Consider the following 20,263-nt stretch of genomic DNA (forward strand, 5'->3'; position numbering starts at 1 on the left):
CTCGTCTGCTGTAATCGGCCCGAAACTAACGCTGCTGCCCGTCACGGCCGGCCGCTTTCAGCGCCCCCGCAACTGCTGGTTCCGATTATTGCAGGCTGCGCCGGTTCCAGGACTCAAGCGGCGGCGACTCAAGCCGGAGTGGCTCAGGCGGCGGCGCAGGCCTGCTGCAGCTCACGGACGGAATCGGCGGGCACCTGGTCGCCGGCCTGCGCGATCGCTTTCAGGGGCCCGGTGATTTCGGCCGGAACACCGGCCGTTTCGGCGCCGGCCACCAGGCCCGCGAGCGCAGCCTTGTCCGAGGCGCTCACCAGGCCGTCCTCAATCACCTGGCAGATCTGGCCCTTCACCTGCCCGGCGGCCGCGTTGGCGGCCTGGGACACCGCCGAGCTGGCTGCGCTCTTGGCTGCCTCCCCGGCCTCGGCGCAGCCCGCCAGCAGGACGGCGGCGGAAAGCACGGACATGGCGAGGAGGCTGCGTTTCATGCTTCCACCCTAACAACGGCGCCGGCGGCGCCGGCGAACAGGGCCTCCGCCGGACCTTCGCCATCGAGTAATGACAACGGTGTCTCGATCGGCAGGCGTCCGCACCAAGCTTGCAAGAAGGACTGCCACTGCGCGCAAACCCGTTGACTTGTCTTGTGGACTTCCCATAGCGTGCCAGTCACTGACAACGTTGTCTATTCTGTCCTTGGCTTTTGATCAAGGGCAGAAGGCACGCGCGATGAAGGGCGACACCAGCACAATGCAGCAGAAAAAATTCGGCAGACTCCAACTTTGTACGGCGCTGACCGTGACCGGCCTCAGCCTGGCCGCGGTCCTCGCCGGAACCGGAACAGCCGCAGCCGCAGGAAGCGCCGGCGACGAGCAGTTCCGGCCGGCCTACCACTACACGCCGCAGCAGAACTGGATGAACGATCCTAACGGGATGGTGTTCTACAAGGGCGTCTATCACCTCTATTACCAGCACAATCCCTACGGCAACCAGTGGGGCAACATGTCCTGGGGCCACGCCACGTCCACAGACCTTGTGCACTGGAAGGAGCAGCCGCTGGCCATCGCCACAGACGACCAGCAGGACATCTTTTCCGGCAGTGTGGTGGTGGACAGGGACAACACCTCAGGCCTCGGCACGGCAGAGAACCCTCCCCTGGTGGCCATCTTCACCAGTGCATACAAAGACGCCTCACCCTACAGGGGGCTGCAGGCACAGTCCCTCGCCTACAGCGTGGATGAGGGCAGGACCTGGACCAAGTACAGCGGCAATCCGGTCCTCAACCGCAACTCGGCGAACTTCCGCGACCCGAAGGTGTTCTGGTACGACTCCCCCAACGGAGGCGGCTACTGGGTGATGGCCGCCGTCGAGGCCACGGAGCACAAGGTGGTGCTGTACAAGTCCGGCAATCTCAAGGACTGGACGCAGCTCAGCGAGTTCGGCCCCGCGAATGCCACGGGCGGCCTGTGGGAATGCCCGGACCTGTTTCCGCTTGCCGTGGATGGCGACCCTGCAAACGTCAAATGGGTGTTGGTGGTGAACATCAATCCGGGCGGTGTGGCCGGCGGTTCGGCCGGGCAGTACTTTGTCGGTGATTTCGACGGCACCACGTTCATATCGGAAACCACGAAGCCCAGTGGCGCGCTGCCCGCGGGCACTCCCCTGGCAGGCTTCAACTACGGCACGTACAACGGCTGGAGGGTGACCAATGAACCCGGCAACCCGAAGGACGGGCCGTTCGCCGCGGCACCCGCAGCCGGCACCCTCGCCGGGCAGAACGCCGTCACCGGCTTTGCCGGTGGGGGCCTGATCAATTCTTTCAACGACGGCGACTGGCCGGTCGGTTCCATGGATTCCCCCGGGTTCACGGTGGACAGCGATTACCTCAACTTCCTGGTGGGCGGCGGCCAGCACCCGCGGGTTTCCGACAAGCTGGATAACACTCCGCCGCCAGGTGACCTTCTGTTCAGCGGCTTTGAGGTCCCGGACGGCTCCACACTGGCCGACGCCGGGTGGACAGGAACCGGGGACCTTGAACCCCGGCTCCAGCCGGCCACCGCCGGCGGTGACTTCTATATCGGCGCCAAGCGCATCAACACGTTTGAGACGGGAGGCGCACCCGGAGACGACAGGCAGGGAACCCTGACGTCGCCGTCGTTTACGGTAAGCCGGAACTTCATGAGCATGTTGGTGGGCGGCGGGCACCGCACGGCGGGCTCGGGGCAGACGCTGGAAGTCCAGCTGCTGGTGGACGGCAATGTGGTGCGCAGCCTCGCCGGGGACGACGCCGGCGCACTGAACTGGAAGGGCTGGGACGTGTCCGAATTCGCAGGACAGCAGGCACAGCTGCGGATCGTGGACCAGGCCACGGGCGGCTGGGGGCACCTCACGCTGGACCACGTGATGCTGACAGACCAGGCCGCCGTGCCCCGCTCCGATGAGACCACCGTCAACCTCGTGGTGGACGGCAAGGTGGTCCGGACAGCCACCGGCGCCAACAGTGAGGTGCTGGACTGGGCGTCCTGGAACGTTTCCGAGTTCCGGGGGCGGCAGGCGAGCATCCGGGTGGTGGACAACAACCGGTTCGGCTGGGGCCACATCCTGGCAGATGAGTTCATTGCCTCTGCCCGGCCTGCCACGCCGAGGGTGCAGACCTACGACTGGCTGGATTACGGCCGGGACTACTACGCGTCTGTGTCCTTCAACAACATGCCGCAGGGCAAGCGCGTCATGCTCGGCTGGATGAACAACTGGGACTACGCCAACAGCATCCCCACCTCGCCGTGGCGCAGCGCCATGTCCCTCCCCCGCGAAGTGGCCCTGACGCAGACGGCCAGTGGCCCGCGCCTGACGCAAAAAGCCGCGCGGCAGGTCGACAGCCTGGGCACAGCGGAAAGCTACGCGGAAAAGCGCGCCCGGAACATTCCTGCCGGCACCCACCCGCTGCCGGCCGCCGCATCAGGCGATGTGCAGCGGATCGACGTGACCTTCTCCCCTGGCTCAGCGTCGAAGGCCGGGATCACCGTGCTGGGGAACGCCGGCAAGTCGACCGTCATCGGGTACGACAAGACAACCGGAGAACTGTATGTGGACCGGAGCAACTCCGGCAGCACGGACTTCCATCCGCTCTTCGCCTCGGTTGATTCCGCCCCCGTGGCTGTGGACGCCGGCGGCAACGTGACCCTGCGGATCTACCTCGACAGGTCCTCCGTGGAGGTCTTTGCCCAGAACGGCCTGCGGACCATCACGGACCAGGTCTTCCCGGAACAGGCCCCGCTCCAACAGGACGCCAACCAGGTGGCACTCTTTGCCGAAGGCGGCACCGCCCGGCTGAAGTCCCTGTCTGTGACGCCGCTCAGCCAGTCCATGTTCCAGGCCACGCAGGCACGGGACACGAAGAGCCAGGGCAGGAAGTAGGGGCAGGCTGCAGCCGGCCTAGTGGACCGGCTGCAGCCAGGTCAGCACCGAGCCGTCCTCCTCTATATGCTCCGCGAGCTCAGCATTGAACCTGGCGCCGTAGTCCGCGGTGATGTGCTCCTGGAACGCTGCGGCGTCCTGGTACACCTCGAACACGAAATACTCCCGGGGGTTGCTTTCCCGGGTGTACGGCAAAAAGAGCTGGTTACCCGGCTCATTGCGAACCTGCCCGGTGAGTTCGCGCATCATCTCGGCAACGCGGGCCTCGCTGCCGGGCTTGACAGTGAATTCGGCGTAGAGCGTCTTGGTCATGGTTCTCCTGTTGGTGGGTATCGGCAGGCAGGGGTCTGTCCGGATTCATCCGGGCGGACGGTTCATACGGGTGGACGGGTCATTCGGGCGGACGCAGTTCGCCGGACCCGCGGACAATGAGCTCGGAGGGGACGACGTAGGTCTGGGCCGCGCTGTGGTCGCCGTCGATCCGGGCCAGCAGACGCTCTGCGGCCAGTTTTCCGATCCGGTCGGGGTGCTGGGCAATCACGGTCACACCCGGTTCCATCATGTCCGCCAGGGTGAAGTCATCGAAGCCCACGAGGGCCACGCGCCTGTTCAGGCCGAGCTCTTTCAGGGCCCGCATGGCGCCAAACGTCACGAGATTCTGGCTCGAGAAGATGGCCGTCGGCGGCTCTTCGCCCTTGAGCAGCTCCAGGGTGGCCAGACGCGCAGACTCCTCGTCATGGAGCCCTTCGCGCACCGGAACCCCGGAGGTGGGCATGCCCGCGCGGCCGAGTTCCTCGGTGAAGCCGCGGCGCCGTTCGCGGGCGGTCTGGATGTCGGCGCGGTCGCCGATGTAGGCGATACGGCGGTGGCCGTGCAACATCAGGTGGGCGGCGGCCCTGGCGGCGCCGGCGGCATTGTCCGTCACCACCGCATCCGCCTCAATGCCCACAGGCTCGCGGTCGATGAAGACGATGGGCAGGTCGCGGGAGTGCTCGGGAATGACGTAAGCCTGGCTCTTGGCGATGGGAGTGAGCACCAGCCCGTCCACCCGGCGGCCGAGGAAGGCGGTCACCAGCGCCTTCTCGCGCTCGGCGTCGTCATCCAGGCTGGCTGCGAAGACCGCAATGCCGCGGGCAGCCAGGGCGTCCTCCATGGCGCGGTGGATCTCGCTGCTGAACGGGTTGGCGACGCTCGGCAGCAGGAGCCCAACGGAAAGCGTCTGCCGGCCGGCGCGGCGCAGGCTGCCCGCCGCCATGTCCAGCTGGTAGTTCAGCTGCTGCGAGGCGCCGAGCACGCGCTGCCGGGTGGCTTCGGAAACGCCGGGCTCGTCGTTCATCACGCGGGAGACCGTCTTGATGCCTACGCCGGCCAATGCAGCCACGTGGCGCATGGTGGGTCTGCTCTTCGCCCCCTCGGGCTGGTAACGATTCGACATCGTTGTCATCAATCCATCCTTCTTCAGCGCTTTTGCCTTGACTCTACCTTGTGACGTTGGTTACATGACTTCTGACAACGTTGTCAGTCTGCAATGAGTGCCGAATAGCACCGGACTAAAAGCCCCAATACAGGAGATTCAATGTTGAGTTCCAAAGCCCCGCGGCCGCTTACCCACCGCCTGCTCGCCCTCGGCGCAGTACTGACCCTCGGCACGCTCAGCCTCACCGCCTGCGGCGGAAGTTCCACCGCCAACTCCTCCGCCGGAGGCTCCTCGTCCGAGAAGGTCGGCGTGTCCCTGATCGTGAAAACCACGTCCAACCCGTTCTTCGTCTCCATGCAGGACGGTGCCAAGAAGGCTGCCGAGGCCGGCAGTGTCGATCTCAAACTCGCAGCCGGCAAGGCGGACGGGGATGAGGACACCCAGATCCAGGCCATCGAAAACGCCATCTCCAAGGGCGACAAGGGCATCCTGATCACGCCCAACGGGCCGTCCGTCGTCGATGCGCTGAAGAAGGCCAAGGACGCCGGTTTGTTCGTCATTGCCCTGGATACTCCCCCGGACCCCGCGGATGCCGCGGACATCACCTTCGCCACGGACAACTTTGCCGCCGGTGAACTGATCGGCAAGTGGACGGCTGCGCAGCTGAACGGCAAAAAGGCCACCATCGCCCTGGTCGACCTGTTTGACGACAAGGTGGTTTCGGTTGACTACAACCGCGACCAGGGCTTCCTCACCGGGCTCGGCATCGACACCGCGGACAAGAAGAAGAACGGCGACGAGGCCAAAACCGGCAAGTACACAGGCGGCAAGGGCGGCGACTACGAGATCGTCGGCAGCCAGGCCTCCCAGGGTGCCGAGGACGGCGGGCGTACCGCCATGGAGACCCTGCTCGCCAAGAACCCGAACATCAACGTCGTCTACACCATCAACGAACCGGCAGCCGCCGGTGCTTTCGAAGCCCTGAAGTCCGCCGGCAAGGAAAAGGACGTCCTGGTTGTCTCGGTGGACGGCGGCTGCACCGGCGTGGACAACGTCAAGTCCGGCATTATTGGCGCCACCGCCCAGCAGTACCCGGTCAAGATGGCCGAGCTCGGCGTCAAGGCCATCGTCGACCTTGCCAAGACCGGGCAGAAGCCAGCCAACTCCGAAGGCCTGGACTTCTTCAACACCGGCGTGGAGCTTGTGACGGACAAGCCCGCCGACGGCGTCAAGAGCATCACGACGTCGGACGCCTCCCAGATCTGCTGGGGCAAGTAGGCGGCCATGACGGGAGCAAACATGACCCAGCAACAGACAGCCGGCCCGCCCGCCGGGCACGCCGACCTGGCCGAGGAATTCCTCGACCGCCAGACCCCGCTCAGCCGGATCCGCAACGTCCTGCACCGGTACCCGGCGCTCAGCCCCGCCATCGTACTGCTCGTGGCGGTGGTGGTCTTCGGCCTCCTCAACGACCGGTTCCTGCGGTTCGAAAACCTCTCCCTGATTACCCAGCAGGTCTCCGTGGTGGGAACCTTGGCGATCGCGCAGACGCTCATCATCCTCACCGCGGGAATCGACCTCTCCGTGGGCGCCGTCATGATCCTTTCCTCGATGGTGGTGGCGCAGCTGGCAGTGGGCAGCGGCATTCCCGGCCCGCTGGCCCTGCTGACCGGCCTGGTGGTGGGCCTGGGGGCCGGCGCCCTCAACGGCTTCCTCGTCACCCGGTTCAAGCTGCCGCCGTTCATCGTCACCCTCGGAACCCTGAACATCTTCATCGCCGTCACGCTGCTGTACTCCGGCGGTTCCACCGTCCGCGGCTCCAGCATGCCCGGCCTGCTCACCTGGACCGGGAGCACGTTCCCCCTGGGACCGGTCCGCGTCTCCACCGGGGTGATCCTCATGCTCCTGCTCTACGTCGCGGTGGCCTTCATCCTGGGCAAGACGGCGTGGGGCAGGCACGTCTACGCCGTCGGCGATGACAAGGAAGCAGCCCGCCTCGCTGGCATTCCCGTCAACCGCGTCCTCATGAGCGTCTACCTCGCCGCCGGCGCCGTACTCGCCATGGGCGCCTGGCTCCAGATCGGCCGCACCAACGCAGCCAGCCCCAACGCCGGCGTGGACCTCAACCTCGACTCCATTACCGCCGTCGTGATCGGCGGAACCAGCCTCTTCGGCGGCCGCGGCTCCGTCTGGGGGTCCCTCCTCGGCGCGCTGATCGTCGGCGTCTTCCGCAACGGCCTGTCCCTGGCCGGGCTCGACGTGCTCTACCAGACCCTCGCCGTGGGCGTCCTCATCATCCTCGCTGTGTCCATCGACCAGTGGATCCGAAAGGTGAAATCATGACCGCCACTGAAATCCAGCCCTCCGGCACGGCGGTCCGGCAGCCGATCCTGCAGGCCCGGAACCTCGTCAAAACCTTCGGACGCGTCGTCGGCCTGGACGGCGTCAGCCTGGACCTCTACCCGGGTGAAGTCCTGGCGGTCATTGGCGACAACGGCGCCGGGAAATCCACCCTCATCAAGTGCCTTACCGGCGCCGAGGTGCCCGACTCGGGCGAGCTGAGGGTGTCCGGGCAGGCCGTGCATTTCAGGCGGCCGCAGGACGCCCGCGCCCACGGCATCGAAACCGTCTACCAGAACCTGGCGGTCTCCCCTGCCCTCGACGTCGCCTCCAACCTGTTCCTGGGCCGCGAAGAACGGCTGCCTGGCCCGCTGGGCAAGCTCTTCCGCATCCTGGACACCAAGGGCATGCGCCGCAAGGCGAAGGAGGAACTGACCCGGCTCGGCATCTCGACGCTCCAGGACGTGACCGTGCCGGTGGAGAACCTGTCCGGCGGCCAGCGCCAGGCGGTGGCCGTGGCCCGTGCCGCTGCATTCGGCTCCAAGGTGGTGGTCCTGGATGAACCCACCGCGGCCCTGGGCGTCCGGGAGTCGAACCAGGTCCTGCAGCTGGTCCGCGACCTGCGCGACAGGGGCCTGCCGGTGATCCTGATCAGCCACAACATGCCCCACGTGTTTGACGTGGCGGACCGGATCCACATCCAGCGGCTGGGAAAGTGCGCGGCCACCATCACGCCGCAGTCGCACAGCATGACAGACGCCGTGGCGATCATGACGGGCGCCGCCACCGGCTGACCGCCCAACACTTAGCGCGCATCACGCTGGGCGCCAGTCCCGCGCCACTCCACCATCCCGCACCAAACGCTGTCCGCGGACCGAAGCCGGCCCGCGGACGGCTCCATGAAAGGCCCCCCTTTGATCCCGAGCCCCAACCCCGGAACATCCAGCGCAGGCACCCCCGCCACCGGCATCCCGGCGGCAGCGCCGGAGGTCATCGTCGTCGGTGAAGCGCTGATGGACGTCGTTGCATCCCCCGGCGGAACCGTCGAGCACCCCGGCGGGTCGCCGTCGAACGTTGCCTACGGGCTGGGCCTGCTCGGCATCCGGACGGCGCTCCTCACCTCCATCGGCGACGACGGCCGCGGCCGGGCCATCGAGGCGCACCTGCAGCGCGCCGGAGTCGCACTCCTGCCCGGCTCCCGCACGCCGGGCAGGACGGCCACAGCCACGGCGACACTGGCTGCCGACGGCTCGGCCTCCTACGACTTCGACATCCGGTGGGAACTGCCGCCGGTGGCCCCGGCGTCCCTGCCCAAGGTGCTCCACACCGGCTCGATTGCCACCTTCCTGGCCCCGGGAGCGGCTGCGGTCAGGACCCTCCTTGAGCAGGCGCACCGCAACTGCCTCGTGACCTACGATCCGAACGTCCGCCCGGCACTCCTTGGCAGCCAGGCAGAGGCGCGGACAATCTTCGAGGACCTCGTTCCGCTTACGGACGTCGTCAAGCTGAGCGACGAGGATGCGCACTGGCTGTACCCGAACCTGCCTGTTGCGGACGCTGCCACCCGGATCCTGGAACTGGGGGCCGGGCTCGCCGTGGTCACCCGCGGTTCTGCCGGGTCGCTGCTGGCCACACCGGAGGTGCAGCTGGTGGTGCCGGCCATCCGGTCCGCGGTGGCCGACACCATCGGCGCCGGCGATTCGTACATGGCGGCGCTGATCTACGGACTGCTGGCGCGCGGATCGGACGGCCTGGCCCCGGCGGTGCTGGAAACGCTGGGCCGCACCGCGTCGAAGGCCGCCGCGATCACCGTGCGCCGCCCCGGAGCCAATCCACCCACGGTGGCCGAACTCCTGGCGAACCTACCTGAGGACCCATCTGATGGAGACCACGCGGCCGTCCTTGCCGCCGCTGCGCCTCGCGCCTCCGCTGTACCGGGCCTCTCCGTACACTGAGTCCCATGGCATGCCGTATCAGCGAACTTGTCCTCAACTGCACCGATCCCGAACTGCTCGCCCGGTTTTGGTGCGATGTGCTCGGGTACGTCGAGCTTGACCGGGAGGACGGTGCGATCGAGATCGGTCCTCCCGGCACCGGGTTCGGCGGGCTGCAGCCCACCATTATCCTGAGCCCCGGCACTGACCCGCGGACTGGAAAGCTCCCCCTGCACATCGACGTCAACCCCGTCGACCGGGACCAGGACGCCGAGCTGCAGCGGCTGTTCGCGCTCGGCGCCCGTCCCGCCGACGTCGGGCAGACCGGAGACGAGAACTGGCACGTCCTGGCCGACCCTGAAGGCAACGAATTCTGCCTCCTGCGCAGGCGGCTTGAACCCATCCATTCCTAGGACCCTTCGATTGCGGCATTGAGTTCCCGGTTATCGCTTGGCTGCTGTGCTGCGGCGCCCCCGCCACGACGCGGCACCCCACAGCAGCAGGAAGGCAGCCACCAGCAGCAGCCCGGCATCGCCCAGGTCCACGCCGCCCAGCCAGCCCGTTAGGGCGTCCTGCAGCCCGAAGGCCGTAGTGACAAAGCCGCCGAGGGTTATCGCTGCCACGACCAGCGCGGACAGGGCCGAGAGCCCGGTGACGGCGGCATTGAACCCGAGCCTGCGCAAGGGATCATGGATGGCAGACCTGTACATCCGCATCATGGCAACGCCGTTTGCCGTGTCGCAGAGGGTCATCGCGGCCGTGAAGGCGAACGGCAGGGCCAGCAGCGCGGCAGGCGAGACGCCTGCCAGGGACGCCGCCGTCGTCATCACCAGGAGCCCGATGGTGGTGGCGGTATCAAAACCGAGCCCGAACAGGAATCCGATCACGTAGACGTTCCGGGGCCGGCGCACCCTGGACAGGGGCCGGGCCATGAGGCGGGCCACCCACCCTTTAGCTTCAAGTTCCCCCGGCAGCACCGTTCCGCCGCCGCGGACCCTGCGGTAGGACCTGGCGGCGCCGAGGAACGCCGAGCCGTTGAAGATCCCGATGGCCAGCAGGAACAGGCCGGAAACACCGCTCCCGATCAGCCCCAGGACCACGTTTCCGCTGCTGCCTTCGGCCATGAACCTTCCCACCAGCGACACTCCGGACACCACCAGGGCACCGGCCAGGATCACCACAGAACTGTGCCCCAGGCTGAACGCGAGTCCGACGCTGGTGGGATCCTGCCGCTGGGCCACGAATTTGCGGGTGGAGTTGTCGATCGCGGCGATGTGGTCCCAGTCGAAGCTGTGCTTGATCCCGGCGAGGTAGGCCGTGAGCACCAGCCCGAACGCCAGCGGCTGCCCGGACGCCGCGGTGCCGGCCACCAGGAGCACGACGGCGGCAAGGTGGAGGAAGCCCACCGCACCGAAGCTGGCCAGCAGGCGCGTCCGGAGCGGCAGCTGCTCACGCCCGCGGTACATGGCGGTCAACTGCGCCAATGCAGTCATCAGTACGTCCTCAGGTTCAGGGCACCGTGGTGCGGTCCATTGTGGCACTGAGCAGGACGCCTGTGTAGGCGGCGAAATTTATATGTGCAGAACCACCGGTGGAGGCGCGGGACCGCTGGCGGGTCCTGATCCTCAGCGGCCGCCGCTGTTTGCGTCGCCGAGCCGGGCCAGGATCTCTTCGCTCGACTGGACGGGCTGCCGGTAGGTGGTGGACAGGATGCGAAGCATGTCCGCGGCGTCCTGGCTGTCCTCCGATGCCATGGCGTCCTTGGCATACGTAACCCGGATGTTGTGGGCGAAGGCGTCTGCTGCGGTTTGGGCGATGCAGTTGTGGGTGGAGACGCCGGCCAGCACCACCTCGTCGGCGCCCCAGTTCCGCAGCCGGGAGAGCAGGTTGGTCCCCACAAAGGCGCTGTCCCGCGTCTTGGTCAGCTGGGGCAAACCGTCGGTGGCGAGGCCGGGCACAGCCTCCGCCTGCTTGCTGCCGCGGAAGATGAAGCCCTGGTCATCGTCCAGCATGCTCAGCGTCCAGGTGGACTTGTCCCGTTCGTGCTCAGTGCCGACCAGCAGCGCCTTGTGTCCTGCGGCCGTGAATCCTTCGAGGAGCCGGTTGCAGGAGCTGACCACCCGCTCCTGCTGGGCTGCCAGCTCCGGCGCTTCGAAGAACGCATTCTGCATGTCGATGACGAGCAGGGCTATCATGAGTTCACCTTTCCTTCCGCTGCCTGGTGACGTACCCGCCCCCGGAGGCTGCGAAACCCGCACTGGGAACGGCGCCCGGAAGCCTACGGTGCCGAGGCCCGGATCCGCAGTTCAAATTGTGCTTCCGCGTGTACTCCCCCGGCGGCCTTCTCGGTCGCCTCGATGCGGCCGATCAGCAGCTCCACGGACCGCTCGGCGATCTCCGCCATGCCCGGAGCAACAGTGGTCAGCGACGGCGACGAGAACCGCGCCTCATCAATGTCATCGAACCCGGCCACGGCTGCGTCCTCCGGAACCTTGATTCCGCGCACCAGCAGCTCATGCATCGCACCCAGAGCCAGTGCGTCGTTCAGCCCGAAGACGGCGTCGAACGGGTGGCCGCCCTCGAGCAGGCGCCCCACCGCCGAGGCGCCGCCGTCCCGGCGCCACTCGGCAGGCACAATCAGGGCAGGATCGAAGCCGACCCCCGCATCGGCCAGCGCCTCCCGGTAACCGGCCAGCCGAAGGCCGGGCGAACCGGAACGGTCAGCGGCCGCCGCACCAATCACAGCAATACGACGGCGGCCTCCCGCCAGCAGGTGGGCTGTCATGGCCTTGGCTGCTGCGACATTCTTCATGGTGACGAGGTCGAAGCGCTGGTCGTCGATATGCTCGCCAAGCATCACGAGGGGCTTGGTTCCGCGCCGGGCCGCGGCCACAGCATCCGCATCGAGCACCAGAGGGGTGAACAGGAGCCCGTCCGTCAGCTGGCTCAGGGATCCTTGCAGGGCCGTAAGCTCGTTGGCCCGGGTGGCCGAGGACTGCTCCACCACAACGCGGTAGCCCCGGGCTGCTGCCGCAGTCATAAGCCTGGAAGCGAGCTCCGCGTAGTAGGGCACGGAAAGATCGGACACCACAAGGCCCAGCATGCGGGACTTCCCGGAACGCAGGCTCCGCGCCGTCAGATTGGCCTCGTACCCGAGCTCTGATATGGCGTCCAGCACCTTCTGCCGGGTGGCAGGCCTGATGAACTCGTAGTTGTTGAGCACATTCGACACGGTTTTCAGTGATACTCCGGCCGCGCGGGCAACGTCGTTCATTGTCACGGCCATGCAGGGCACCTTTCGCGGCTGACATCGTTCTCGCAAACATCTCTCGGTACATCGTTGCAGACCGCAGGCGGCCCCGCCGGTCAAGAATTTTCCAAGGTGGGTCCCCCACCCTTTCTGCAAGGTCTCTTGGTTCCGGGACCAGGCAACGGCGCCTGGTCCCGGCGGCAACCGCGGTGCCCTCATAAGCGGCGGACACCGGCGGTACCGGTCCGGAATTGGTGGCTTTGCGGCGCCACCACCGGGACGGCCACCAAGTGGCGCGGCAGGACAGGGTGGGGAAGGTTGCGGCGGAAGGGGGCCGAATTGGTGCAGGGTGCAGGGGGGTCCATTGCGGTCTTACCCCCGACAGAACGGCAGTTTGCTCTTGTGGTCTCCCATCATGCCCGCACACCTCAGCGGGGGTCCGTTCCCCGGTGGGGTGACGGGGTTCCCGGACCGGCTGGCGACGAGGAAGGCCGGGGATCCGGGCTGGAGTTCCTGGCGCGGCTCGGTTCGGGACCTCTCCGCATTACCTCAGAGGTTGTCGGGGGTACGGACGGCGTGGCCGGAGCGGTCGTGCTCTCCACCTGCAACCGGTTCGAGGTGTACTGCGACGTCGCCCCGGGCACCGAACCGGACATTGCCAAAAGGCGAGTGCTGGCCGTCATCAGCACCTGCTCGGGCGTTTCCGAAGCCGAACTCGGCCGGGCAATGGACTGCCTGACGGGCACAGCCATGGCGGAGCACCTCTTCTCCGTGGGCGCGGGCCTGGACTCGGCTGTGGTGGGCGAACGGGAAATTGCCGGGCAGCTGCGCCGCTCGCTTGCCTCCGCGCAGGAGGCCAAAAGTGCCAGCGGTGCACTGGTCCGGCTGTTCCAGGCAGCTTCCCGGGCCGCCCGTGAAGTGGGTTCTCTGACTGCCCTGGGCGAGGCCGGGCGCTCCGTGGTGTCCGTTGCGCTGGACCTGGCCCTGTCCAGGCTGGGACGCCAGGACCTGTCGGGCCTGTCGGTGGTGGTCATCGGCACCGGCGCCTACGCCGGTTCCACCCTGGCGCTCCTGGCGGCCAGGGCGTGTCCGGCGGTGTCCGTATATTCCTGGTCCGGCCGGGCCGAGGCCTTTGCGTCAGCCCGGGGCGCCACCGGTCTCGCCTCCGCTGACTTGCCGGATGCCATCCGCCGCGCGGACGTGGTGATCGGCTGCAGCGGCCGCGGACCCCGGCTCGGTGCCGAGGACTTCCGGGTCTTCCGGCGGGGCACTTCCCGTCCGCTCGTCGTCGTCGACCTCGCCCTCAGCCGGGACTTCCGCCCCGAAGCCGGCGACCTGCCAGGCCTGGACCTCATCACTTTGGAGCATGTGCTGCGGGCTTCGCCGCGTGAACAGACCGACGTCGTACGGCAGGCCGGCGGGCTGGTCCGGGAGGCCGCCGCGAGGTTCGAGGAGGACAGGCAGGCGCGGCTGCTGGATCCGGCGATCGTGGCATTGCGGGAACACATGCAGTCGGTGCTGGCCGGTGAAGTGGCGCGCGTGAAGAACCAGCACGGCTGCACTGCCACGTCGGAAGCGGTGGAATTCGCGTTGCGGAGGGTCGTGCGCCAACTCCTGCATGTACCCACCACGCGGGCACGCGAGCTCGCCGCAGCCGGCCGGCAGGACGAGTACACCGCGGCGCTTGAAACGCTGTTCGGGCTGGACGTAACGGCCGCACCGGTGGAGGTTGGCCTGGCCGCAGACGCGGAAACGCACACGGGCGCGTGCCCGGTGCCGGAGCGCCGGGCAGTTGGGGCCCCTGACGAGACGTTGCCCGCGGCGAGTTAGCACGCCACAATCCAGAGTTCGCCGCAAACAGCCTGCCGCAGTGCAGCAGGCCGCAGGACATATAAAAAGTCCCCGGGATCCTGTTGCCAGGAACCCGGGGACTTTCCACTCTTCGCTAAAAGAGTGGGCCCTGTGGGGATCGAACCCACGACCCACGGATTAAAAGTCCGATGCTCTACCAACTGAGCTAAAGGCCCAAACTGCCTGCTGGAATGCGGGCTTCACCAGCCCGTAAACGCGAAACAGTTCCAGTCCATTTCTGGACGTTTAATACTGTACCCCAGACGGTGGCGACTTCAGCACGGCGCCCCGCCGGCGCCGTCGAACGTGTCTTTTACGGGAAGGTGGCAAGGTTACCGGCACGCGGAGAGCCGTTGCTATCCAATAGGGCAGGCGCCGCATACGGACGCTCGATTCCGCTTCCCGGCAGGAGTAGCGTGGGACCATGAGCCAGAAAGCAGGAACCAGCGGCCCGGGCGGGGCGGAGCGGCACCACAAACCGAAGCCTTTTGCGCCCATTGATTTCGAACCTTTCGCAGGCGGCGCCGATCCGGCGCGGGTCTCGGAAGCTGCGCACCTGGCCGCCCAGGCCCTGGTACGCCACGGGCGGGACAGCGATGATCCCGTCATCACCAAACGGCTGGTCAAGCTGGCCGACGAGCAGGGCCTTGATGCGATTGCGGAGATGTGGGCGGAAAGCCCGGCACGCTCGCTGCCCGGTGCGCTGTGGCGGCTGTATGCCCTCCGCGCGGCAACGGTGCAGGATCCCGAGCGGATCTCCGTTTACTTCAAGGCCGGCAAGGACACTGCGCAGGTCTCCCATGTGGTGGCCGGCGCGGCTGAACCGCCGGGCGCGGATGAAATGAAGAGTATGGCGGACGCGATCCTTTCCGGCGCCTTCGACGGCGACTTCGACGTCGCGCTGGAGCGGTCCGCCGCGTTCTGCCGCGTGGTGGCCCTCGGCCAGGCCACGCTCGCAGACGGCGCGGAGCACTCAAACGAGAGCCATGCACGCAAGCTGACGCGCAACTCGCATCTGCTCGTCAAGACAGCAGAGGACCTGGAACACGCCGCCAACGCCTGGCGGCTGGGTGAGCTTGACTGACCCATCAGGCCCAATCTGTCAATGTTGACTTGGCTCAACCAAAGTAGAACACTGAAACTGGTGCCGAACCGCGAAACCCCCGGGCTTCAACATTTAGCCGCCTAGAGCGGCCTACCGCCGAGAGGCGTATCCGGTTCGGCACCATTTTCATGCCCTTCTGCAGGTGCCGGTAAAGTACTGACTAGCTGCGGCTCCGACGTCAAGTCAAAAACCTCCCGCGGCGTCCCGCCCTGACGATCCTCCGGAGACCGGTACTCATGAAGCTGCGCCTTTTTCCCCAGGAGCCAGCAGGCCTGAACCTTCTGTCGCAGCTGGCCCGGCAGATTGTTTTTGCCAGCGCCACCATGGCGGAAATCCTGGGCGCGCCGGCCACCGAACACCACCGGCTGGTGGAGGACATGCACAACCACGAGGCGAAGTCCGCCGAGCTGCACTTTGCCCTGCTGACCCACATGCGCACCAGCTTCGTGAACCCGCTCCCGCGCGAGGACATGTACGCCCTCTCGCAGAGCCTGAACGAAGCCATTGAGAAGCTGGACGCCGCTGCCGAGCTGGTGGCGCTCTACAACCTGGACCGGCTGCCGAAGCGCGCGGCAGACCAGCTGGAGATCATCAGCCGCCAGGCTGAGCTGACCGCTGACGCCATGCGCCGGCTGAACAACCTGGACGACCTCGAGGACTACTGGATCGAGGTCCTGCGGCTGGCCAAGCGCGCCGAACGGACCCACCGGGTGTGGGTCGCGGACATGCTCAAGGACATGAAGTCCGCCCAATACGCCCGCAACCGGGACATCGCCAACCAGCTGGTGGACGTCACCAAGGACATGCGCCGGATTGCCACCCAGGTGGGCAGCATCATCGTCAAGGAATCCTGAGTGACGCTGGCCATTTTCGCCCTGGTGGTGCTCCTCACCTCGGCTTTTTCCTTCCTCAATGGCTTCCGCGATGTGTCCACGTCCGTGGCCCTGGCCGTGCGCACACGCGCCCTGACCCCCACCGTGGCCGTCCTGCTGGCCGCCCTTTTCAACCTCATCGGCGCCCTGCTCAGTGCCGGCCTGGCCGTGGCCATCAGCCAGAACTGGGTTTCCCTTCCGCCGGGAAACACCGGCCTCACGATCATCGCCGCCGGCCTCGCCAGTGCGTGCGCCTGGGGGATCTTCCTGTGGTGGCGGGGCGTTCCCTCCTCCTCCACGCATGCCCTGGTGGGCGGACTGGCCGGCGCCGGCACCGCCAGCGTGCTGGTGGGCGGAAATTCAGTGGGCGGGGTGGACCAGTCGCTCCTGTTCCAGGTGGTCCTCCCCCTGGCGCTCTCCCCTGCTATCGCCTTCATCGCCGCCTACCTGCTGGTGTTTCCCGTCACCTGGGCTGCGCGCTACACCCAGCCCAGCGTGGTCAACAAGCGCTTCCGGGCCGCCCAGTCGATCGCCGCCGGCGCCGTGGCCTTTGGCCACGGCCTGCAGGACGGCCAGCGGGTCAGCGCCGTTCTCATCCTTGCGTTGCTGGCCGCAGGCTATTCCGACGGCGGTTCGCTGCCGATGTGGGTGGCGCTGCTGTCCGCAGCCACGATCACGGTGGGCACGATGTTTGGCGGCTGGCGCATCTCGCACACGATCGGTTACCGCCTCACCCGGATCGATCCGCTGCGCGGTGTGGTGGCCCAGGGCTTCAGCGCGCTGCTGCTGTTCATTGGCGCCATCGGGCTGCACTGGCCCGTGTCCACCACCCACACGGTCACCTCCGCCGTGCTCGGCGCCGGGGAAAACCAGCAGTTCGCCACCAGCCACCGCAAGCTGGTGACCCGGATCCTGACGCTGTGGGTCCTGACGCCCGTAACCACTGCCGCCGGGGCCTTCGTCCTCGAACTGGCGCTGTCCCCGCTGATCGGCATCTGAAACAACGATTGCTCCGTACCTGCCTTTTTGAAGGTCCATTAGGGCAGCTACGGAGCAATCGATGTGTGGACCGGGCCCACGCCGGCGAGGGCCCCGGGCCGAGCTTGCGAAGGCTGGGAGCCGGTGGGGACTACCCGAAGCGGCCGGAGACGTAGTCCTCGGTGGCCTTCTGGCCCGGGTTGTTGAAGATGGTGCTGGTCTCGGCGAACTCGATGAGCTTGCCCGGCTTGCCGGTGCCGGCAATGTTGAAGAACGCCGTCTTGTCCGAGACGCGGGCGGCCTGCTGCATGTTGTGGGTCACGATCACCACCGTGTACTGGTCCTTGAGCTCGTTGATCAGGTCCTCAACGGCCAGGGTGGAGATCGGGTCCAGGGCCGAGCAGGGCTCGTCCATGAGGATCACCTGGGGCTCCACGGCGATGGCACGCGCGATGCAGAGGCGCTGCTGCTGGCCGCCGGACAGTCCGGAGCCCGGCTTTTCCAGGCGGTCCTTAACCTCGTTCCAGAGGTTGGCGCCGCGGAGCGAGCGCTCCACCAGCGCATCGGCCTCGCCCTTGGAAATCTTCTGGTTGTTCAGTTTCACGCCGGCCAGGACGTTGTCGCGGATGGACATCGTGGGGAACGGGTTGGGCCGCTGGAACACCATGCCGATCTGGGAGCGCACCGTCACCGGGTCCACGCCGGGACCGTACAGGTTGTCGCCGTCGAGAAGCACCTCACCCTCAACGCGTGCGCCCGGCAGCACCTCGTGCATGCGGTTCAGCGTGCGCAGGAAGGTGGACTTGCCGCAGCCCGAGGGGCCAATGAACGCCGTGACGGACTTGGCCTCGATGTTGATGCTGACGTCTTCCACGGCCAGGAAATTGCCGTAGTACACGTTCAGGTCTTTGACGTCGATGCGCTTGGACATGATGTTCCTTAACTTGCTGGGTATGAAATGAAGTCTAGATCCCGGCTTCTCAAGCCGGAATGCGGTTCCACCGAAATACCGTCCGGCAGGTGCCGCCCGGCCTAGCGGCCTGTCTTCGGGGCGAACACACGGGCAATCAGGCGGGCACCGAGGTTGAGCAGCATCACCAGGATGATGAGGACCAGGGCCGCGCCCCACGCCCGCTGTGACGACGGATCGGGGTTGGACGGGGAGGTCGGGTTCAGGATCTGGGTGTAGATGAACGTCGGCAGGGACGCCATCCACCCGCCGAACACATTGTTGTTGATGCTGGTCGCGAACCCTGCGGTCACCAGGATGGGCGCGGTTTCGCCGATCACGCGGGCGATCGCCAGGGTAACGCCGGACGCGATGCCGGAGATCGCCGTCGGAATGACCACCTTGAGGATGGTCCGCCACTTGCGGACGCCGAGGGCGTAGGAGGCTTCGCGGAGTTCGTTGGGGACGATCTTCAGCATTTCCTCGCTGGAGCGGACCACCACCGGGATCATCAGCACGGACAGTGCTACGGCGGCGACGGAGCCGGTCTTGGTGCCGGGACCCACAACCGCGAAGAAGAAGGCCGCGGCGAAGAGACCGGCGACGATCGACGGGATGCCGGTCATGACGTCCACGAAGAACGTGATGGCGCGGGCCAGCGGGCGGTCGTTGCCGTACTCGACGAGGTAGATGGCCGTCAGCAGGCCCACCGGGACGGAGATCACGGTGGCCAGCAGGGTGATCTGCACGGTGCCAAGGAGTGCGTGGTAGATGCCCCCGACGATCGGACCGGTGCCTTCTGCCGCCCGGTTGTCGTACACGCCGGTGACGCCGTTCATCGAGGTGGTCAGGAAGCCGGGGTTCAGGAGTCCCGGGATGCCGTTGACCATGACGGTCCAGATCACGGAAATCAGCGGGAGCAGCGCAATCAGGAAGGCTCCCACAACCAGGCAGGTGGCCAGCTTGTCCTTGGCCTTGCGCGCCCCCTCAACGGCGGCGCTCCAGCCGACAAGTCCGGCCGCGAACAGGATGGCGGAGACGACTCCCCAGCCGAAGGCGTTGAATCCGATCAGGGCAAGGATGGCGGCGCCGAGGACCAGCGCGACGCCCAGGACCACGTAGGGCGCGTGCTTGGGCAGCTGGCCCTTGGTCAGGGCGGACCGTTTGCGGACCGGGGTCAGGGTGGAGGTCATTTAGTTGGCTCCCGAGAATTCTTTGTGCCGGCTGATGATCCACCGGGCGATCATGTTGACGGCGAGGGTGATCACGAACAGGACCAGGCCTGCGGCGATCAGCGTGCTCACCTTGAGGCCGCTGGCCTCCGGGAAGTTCAGGGCGATCTCGGCGGCGATGGTCTGGTTGCCGGACTGGATCAGGCTGGCGGTGAGGGCACCGGAGGACAGCACGAGCGCAACGGCCATGGTTTCGCCCAGGGCGCGGCCGAGGCCCAGCATGACGGCGCTGATGATGCCGGGCCGGGCGAACGGCAGCACCGACATCTTGATCATTTCCCAGCGGGTGGCGCCCAGCGCGAGGGCGGCTTCCTCGTGCAGCTTGGGGGTCTGGAGGAAGATCTCGCGGGACAGCGAGGTGATGATGGGAATCACCATGACGGACAGCACGACGCCGGCGGTCAGAATGGTCTTGCCCGTGGCGGAGGCCGGGCCCTGGAAAATGGGCAGCCAGCCCATGTTGGCGGCCAGCCACCCGTAGGCGGGCGAAATCTGGGGGGCCAGGAAGGCGGCGCCCCACGCGCCGTAGATGACGGAGGGGATCGCGGCGAGCAGGTCGATCACGTAGCCAAGGCCGGACGCGAGGCCGCGCGGGGCGAAGTGCGAGATGAAGAGCGCGACGCCGATGGACACCGGCGTGGCAATGGCCAGGGCGATGATGGCCGCGATGAGCGTGCCGACGACGATGGGCCAGATGTAAGCGAAGAAGCCCTCGCCGCCCTGGATGTCCGCAGCCGGGGCCGTGAAGGCGGGAATTGCCTGGATGACGAGGAAGAGCGCCACGCCGAACAGGACGGCGAGGATCAGGCAGCCTGCCGCAAGGGCCGCTCCGGAGAAGACTTTATCCCCGGCGCGGCCGGCGCCTCGGGAACTGGTCAGGGAGGTGGTGGTCATACCCGGCCCTTCGGTGTTGATGATGTATCAGAT

Annotated in this window: 19 protein-coding genes and 1 tRNA gene; 10 read left to right on the forward strand and 10 right to left on the reverse strand. The window is 66.8% G+C overall.

Going from position 1 to position 20,263, the window contains the following annotated elements:
* Nucleotides 1-143: 143 nt before the first annotated feature.
* On the reverse strand, nucleotides 144-482 hold the full coding sequence (locus ACFUTU_RS10465; RefSeq protein WP_377963892.1) for a hypothetical protein: 339 nt from the start codon (nucleotides 480-482) through the stop codon (nucleotides 144-146).
* 238 nt (nucleotides 483-720) lie between these two features.
* Here ACFUTU_RS10465 and ACFUTU_RS10470 point away from each other — a divergent pair, with 238 nt between their 5' ends.
* Nucleotides 721-3,408 (forward strand): GH32 C-terminal domain-containing protein, encoded by a 2,688-nt coding sequence (locus ACFUTU_RS10470; protein ID WP_377963894.1) that lies wholly within the window; start codon nucleotides 721-723, stop codon nucleotides 3,406-3,408.
* Between the two features lie 18 nt (nucleotides 3,409-3,426).
* Here the strand turns inward: ACFUTU_RS10470 and ACFUTU_RS10475 are convergent, their stop codons facing one another.
* Both ACFUTU_RS10475 and ACFUTU_RS10480 read right to left on the reverse strand, forming a co-directional pair.
* Entirely contained in the window at nucleotides 3,427-3,720 is a 294-nt protein-coding gene (locus ACFUTU_RS10475; protein WP_377963896.1) for a putative quinol monooxygenase, read from the reverse strand.
* Between the two features lie 79 nt (nucleotides 3,721-3,799).
* Nucleotides 3,800-4,798, reverse strand: a complete 999-nt coding sequence (locus tag ACFUTU_RS10480; RefSeq protein WP_377963969.1) for a LacI family DNA-binding transcriptional regulator — start codon at nucleotides 4,796-4,798, stop codon at nucleotides 3,800-3,802.
* Between the two features lie 186 nt (nucleotides 4,799-4,984).
* Here ACFUTU_RS10480 and ACFUTU_RS10485 point away from each other — a divergent pair, with 186 nt between their 5' ends.
* From ACFUTU_RS10485 to ACFUTU_RS10505, 5 genes are all read left to right on the forward strand, one after another.
* Entirely contained in the window at nucleotides 4,985-6,103 is a 1,119-nt protein-coding gene (locus tag ACFUTU_RS10485; RefSeq protein WP_377963897.1) for a substrate-binding domain-containing protein, read from the forward strand.
* 21 nt (nucleotides 6,104-6,124) lie between these two features.
* Complete coding sequence (locus tag ACFUTU_RS10490; RefSeq protein WP_377963899.1) at nucleotides 6,125-7,168, forward strand: ABC transporter permease; 1,044 nt, start codon at nucleotides 6,125-6,127, stop codon at nucleotides 7,166-7,168.
* Nucleotides 7,165-7,959: an ATP-binding cassette domain-containing protein gene (locus ACFUTU_RS10495; protein ID WP_377963901.1), complete on the forward strand. Its 795-nt coding sequence runs from the start codon at nucleotides 7,165-7,167 to the stop codon at nucleotides 7,957-7,959. Before ACFUTU_RS10490 ends, ACFUTU_RS10495 begins: the two co-directional genes overlap by 4 nt.
* Nucleotides 7,960-8,064: 105 nt before the next feature.
* A complete protein-coding gene (locus ACFUTU_RS10500) occupies nucleotides 8,065-9,120 on the forward strand; it encodes a carbohydrate kinase (RefSeq protein WP_377963903.1) in 1,056 nt (351 codons plus the stop codon).
* A 5-nt stretch (nucleotides 9,121-9,125) separates the two neighbouring features.
* Nucleotides 9,126-9,512 (forward strand): VOC family protein, encoded by a 387-nt coding sequence (locus tag ACFUTU_RS10505; RefSeq protein ID WP_377963905.1) that lies wholly within the window; start codon nucleotides 9,126-9,128, stop codon nucleotides 9,510-9,512.
* Nucleotides 9,513-9,542: 30 nt separating this feature from the next.
* Here ACFUTU_RS10505 and ACFUTU_RS10510 read toward each other — a convergent pair whose 3' ends face one another.
* The 3 genes from ACFUTU_RS10510 to ACFUTU_RS10520 all read right to left on the reverse strand — a co-directional run bounded on the left by ACFUTU_RS10510 (nucleotide 9,543) and on the right by ACFUTU_RS10520 (nucleotide 12,385).
* Nucleotides 9,543-10,592, reverse strand: a complete 1,050-nt coding sequence (locus tag ACFUTU_RS10510) for a HoxN/HupN/NixA family nickel/cobalt transporter (RefSeq protein WP_377963907.1) — start codon at nucleotides 10,590-10,592, stop codon at nucleotides 9,543-9,545.
* A 132-nt stretch (nucleotides 10,593-10,724) separates the two neighbouring features.
* Complete coding sequence (locus ACFUTU_RS10515) at nucleotides 10,725-11,294, reverse strand: cysteine hydrolase family protein (RefSeq protein WP_377963909.1); 570 nt, start codon at nucleotides 11,292-11,294, stop codon at nucleotides 10,725-10,727.
* A gap of 83 nt (nucleotides 11,295-11,377) precedes the next feature.
* The gene (locus ACFUTU_RS10520; protein WP_377963911.1) at nucleotides 11,378-12,385 is read right to left on the reverse strand and encodes a LacI family DNA-binding transcriptional regulator; all 1,008 of its coding nucleotides are present in this window, start codon (nucleotides 12,383-12,385) and stop codon (nucleotides 11,378-11,380) included.
* A 366-nt stretch (nucleotides 12,386-12,751) separates the two neighbouring features.
* Between ACFUTU_RS10520 and ACFUTU_RS10525 the strand changes: the two genes are divergently transcribed.
* Nucleotides 12,752-14,179 (forward strand): glutamyl-tRNA reductase, encoded by a 1,428-nt coding sequence (locus tag ACFUTU_RS10525; protein WP_377963913.1) that lies wholly within the window; start codon nucleotides 12,752-12,754, stop codon nucleotides 14,177-14,179.
* 124 nt (nucleotides 14,180-14,303) lie between these two features.
* On the opposite strand, the gene ACFUTU_RS10530 is transcribed toward ACFUTU_RS10525, so the two are convergent.
* Nucleotides 14,304-14,376: transfer RNA gene (locus tag ACFUTU_RS10530), tRNA-Lys, on the reverse strand.
* A 248-nt stretch (nucleotides 14,377-14,624) separates the two neighbouring features.
* On the opposite strand from ACFUTU_RS10530, the gene ACFUTU_RS10535 reads away from it, so the two are divergent.
* From ACFUTU_RS10535 to ACFUTU_RS10545, 3 genes are all read left to right on the forward strand, one after another.
* On the forward strand, nucleotides 14,625-15,284 hold the full coding sequence (locus tag ACFUTU_RS10535) for a hypothetical protein (protein WP_377963915.1): 660 nt from the start codon (nucleotides 14,625-14,627) through the stop codon (nucleotides 15,282-15,284).
* A gap of 257 nt (nucleotides 15,285-15,541) precedes the next feature.
* Nucleotides 15,542-16,159 (forward strand): DUF47 domain-containing protein, encoded by a 618-nt coding sequence (locus tag ACFUTU_RS10540; protein WP_377963917.1) that lies wholly within the window; start codon nucleotides 15,542-15,544, stop codon nucleotides 16,157-16,159.
* Nucleotides 16,160-17,176 carry an anion permease gene (locus ACFUTU_RS10545; protein WP_377963919.1) on the forward strand — a complete coding sequence of 339 codons (1,017 nt, stop codon included), beginning with the start codon at nucleotides 16,160-16,162 and terminating at the stop codon, nucleotides 17,174-17,176. It begins immediately after the preceding gene.
* Between the two features lie 130 nt (nucleotides 17,177-17,306).
* Here ACFUTU_RS10545 and pstB read toward each other — a convergent pair whose 3' ends face one another.
* The 3 genes from pstB to pstC all read right to left on the reverse strand — a co-directional run bounded on the left by pstB (nucleotide 17,307) and on the right by pstC (nucleotide 20,230).
* Complete coding sequence (pstB, locus tag ACFUTU_RS10550; RefSeq protein WP_377963921.1) at nucleotides 17,307-18,086, reverse strand: phosphate ABC transporter ATP-binding protein PstB; 780 nt, start codon at nucleotides 18,084-18,086, stop codon at nucleotides 17,307-17,309.
* Between the two features lie 101 nt (nucleotides 18,087-18,187).
* Nucleotides 18,188-19,297 (reverse strand): phosphate ABC transporter permease PstA, encoded by a 1,110-nt coding sequence (pstA, locus tag ACFUTU_RS10555; protein ID WP_377963923.1) that lies wholly within the window; start codon nucleotides 19,295-19,297, stop codon nucleotides 18,188-18,190.
* Nucleotides 19,298-20,230, reverse strand: a complete 933-nt coding sequence (gene pstC / locus ACFUTU_RS10560; RefSeq protein WP_377963925.1) for a phosphate ABC transporter permease subunit PstC — start codon at nucleotides 20,228-20,230, stop codon at nucleotides 19,298-19,300.
* Nucleotides 20,231-20,263: the final 33 nt, after the last annotated feature.

The sequence above is a fragment of the Arthrobacter sp. NPDC057388 genome (genome assembly GCF_042668165.1).
Classification (GTDB): domain Bacteria; phylum Actinomycetota; class Actinomycetes; order Actinomycetales; family Micrococcaceae; genus Arthrobacter.

What these genes read in the sequence shown, in the direction of transcription:
- ACFUTU_RS10465 (WP_377963892.1), bottom strand. Translation starts at nt 482, where the DNA reads ATGAAACGCAGCCTCCTCGCCATGTCCGTGCTTTCCGCCGCCGTCCTG.
- ACFUTU_RS10470 (WP_377963894.1), top strand. Translation starts at nt 721, where the DNA reads ATGAAGGGCGACACCAGCACAATGCAGCAGAAAAAATTCGGCAGACTC.
- ACFUTU_RS10475 (WP_377963896.1), bottom strand. Translation starts at nt 3,720, where the DNA reads ATGACCAAGACGCTCTACGCCGAATTCACTGTCAAGCCCGGCAGCGAG.
- ACFUTU_RS10480 (WP_377963969.1), bottom strand. Translation starts at nt 4,798, where the DNA reads ATGCGCCACGTGGCTGCATTGGCCGGCGTAGGCATCAAGACGGTCTCC.
- ACFUTU_RS10485 (WP_377963897.1), top strand. Translation starts at nt 4,985, where the DNA reads ATGTTGAGTTCCAAAGCCCCGCGGCCGCTTACCCACCGCCTGCTCGCC.
- ACFUTU_RS10490 (WP_377963899.1), top strand. Translation starts at nt 6,125, where the DNA reads ATGACCCAGCAACAGACAGCCGGCCCGCCCGCCGGGCACGCCGACCTG.
- ACFUTU_RS10495 (WP_377963901.1), top strand. Translation starts at nt 7,165, where the DNA reads ATGACCGCCACTGAAATCCAGCCCTCCGGCACGGCGGTCCGGCAGCCG.
- ACFUTU_RS10500 (WP_377963903.1), top strand. Translation starts at nt 8,065, where the DNA reads ATGAAAGGCCCCCCTTTGATCCCGAGCCCCAACCCCGGAACATCCAGC.
- ACFUTU_RS10505 (WP_377963905.1), top strand. Translation starts at nt 9,126, where the DNA reads ATGGCATGCCGTATCAGCGAACTTGTCCTCAACTGCACCGATCCCGAA.
- ACFUTU_RS10510 (WP_377963907.1), bottom strand. Translation starts at nt 10,592, where the DNA reads ATGACTGCATTGGCGCAGTTGACCGCCATGTACCGCGGGCGTGAGCAG.
- ACFUTU_RS10515 (WP_377963909.1), bottom strand. Translation starts at nt 11,294, where the DNA reads ATGATAGCCCTGCTCGTCATCGACATGCAGAATGCGTTCTTCGAAGCG.
- ACFUTU_RS10520 (WP_377963911.1), bottom strand. Translation starts at nt 12,385, where the DNA reads ATGGCCGTGACAATGAACGACGTTGCCCGCGCGGCCGGAGTATCACTG.
- ACFUTU_RS10535 (WP_377963915.1), top strand. Translation starts at nt 14,625, where the DNA reads ATGAGCCAGAAAGCAGGAACCAGCGGCCCGGGCGGGGCGGAGCGGCAC.
- ACFUTU_RS10540 (WP_377963917.1), top strand. Translation starts at nt 15,542, where the DNA reads ATGAAGCTGCGCCTTTTTCCCCAGGAGCCAGCAGGCCTGAACCTTCTG.
- pstB (WP_377963921.1), bottom strand. Translation starts at nt 18,086, where the DNA reads ATGTCCAAGCGCATCGACGTCAAAGACCTGAACGTGTACTACGGCAAT.
- pstA (WP_377963923.1), bottom strand. Translation starts at nt 19,297, where the DNA reads ATGACCTCCACCCTGACCCCGGTCCGCAAACGGTCCGCCCTGACCAAG.
- pstC (WP_377963925.1), bottom strand. Translation starts at nt 20,230, where the DNA reads ATGACCACCACCTCCCTGACCAGTTCCCGAGGCGCCGGCCGCGCCGGG.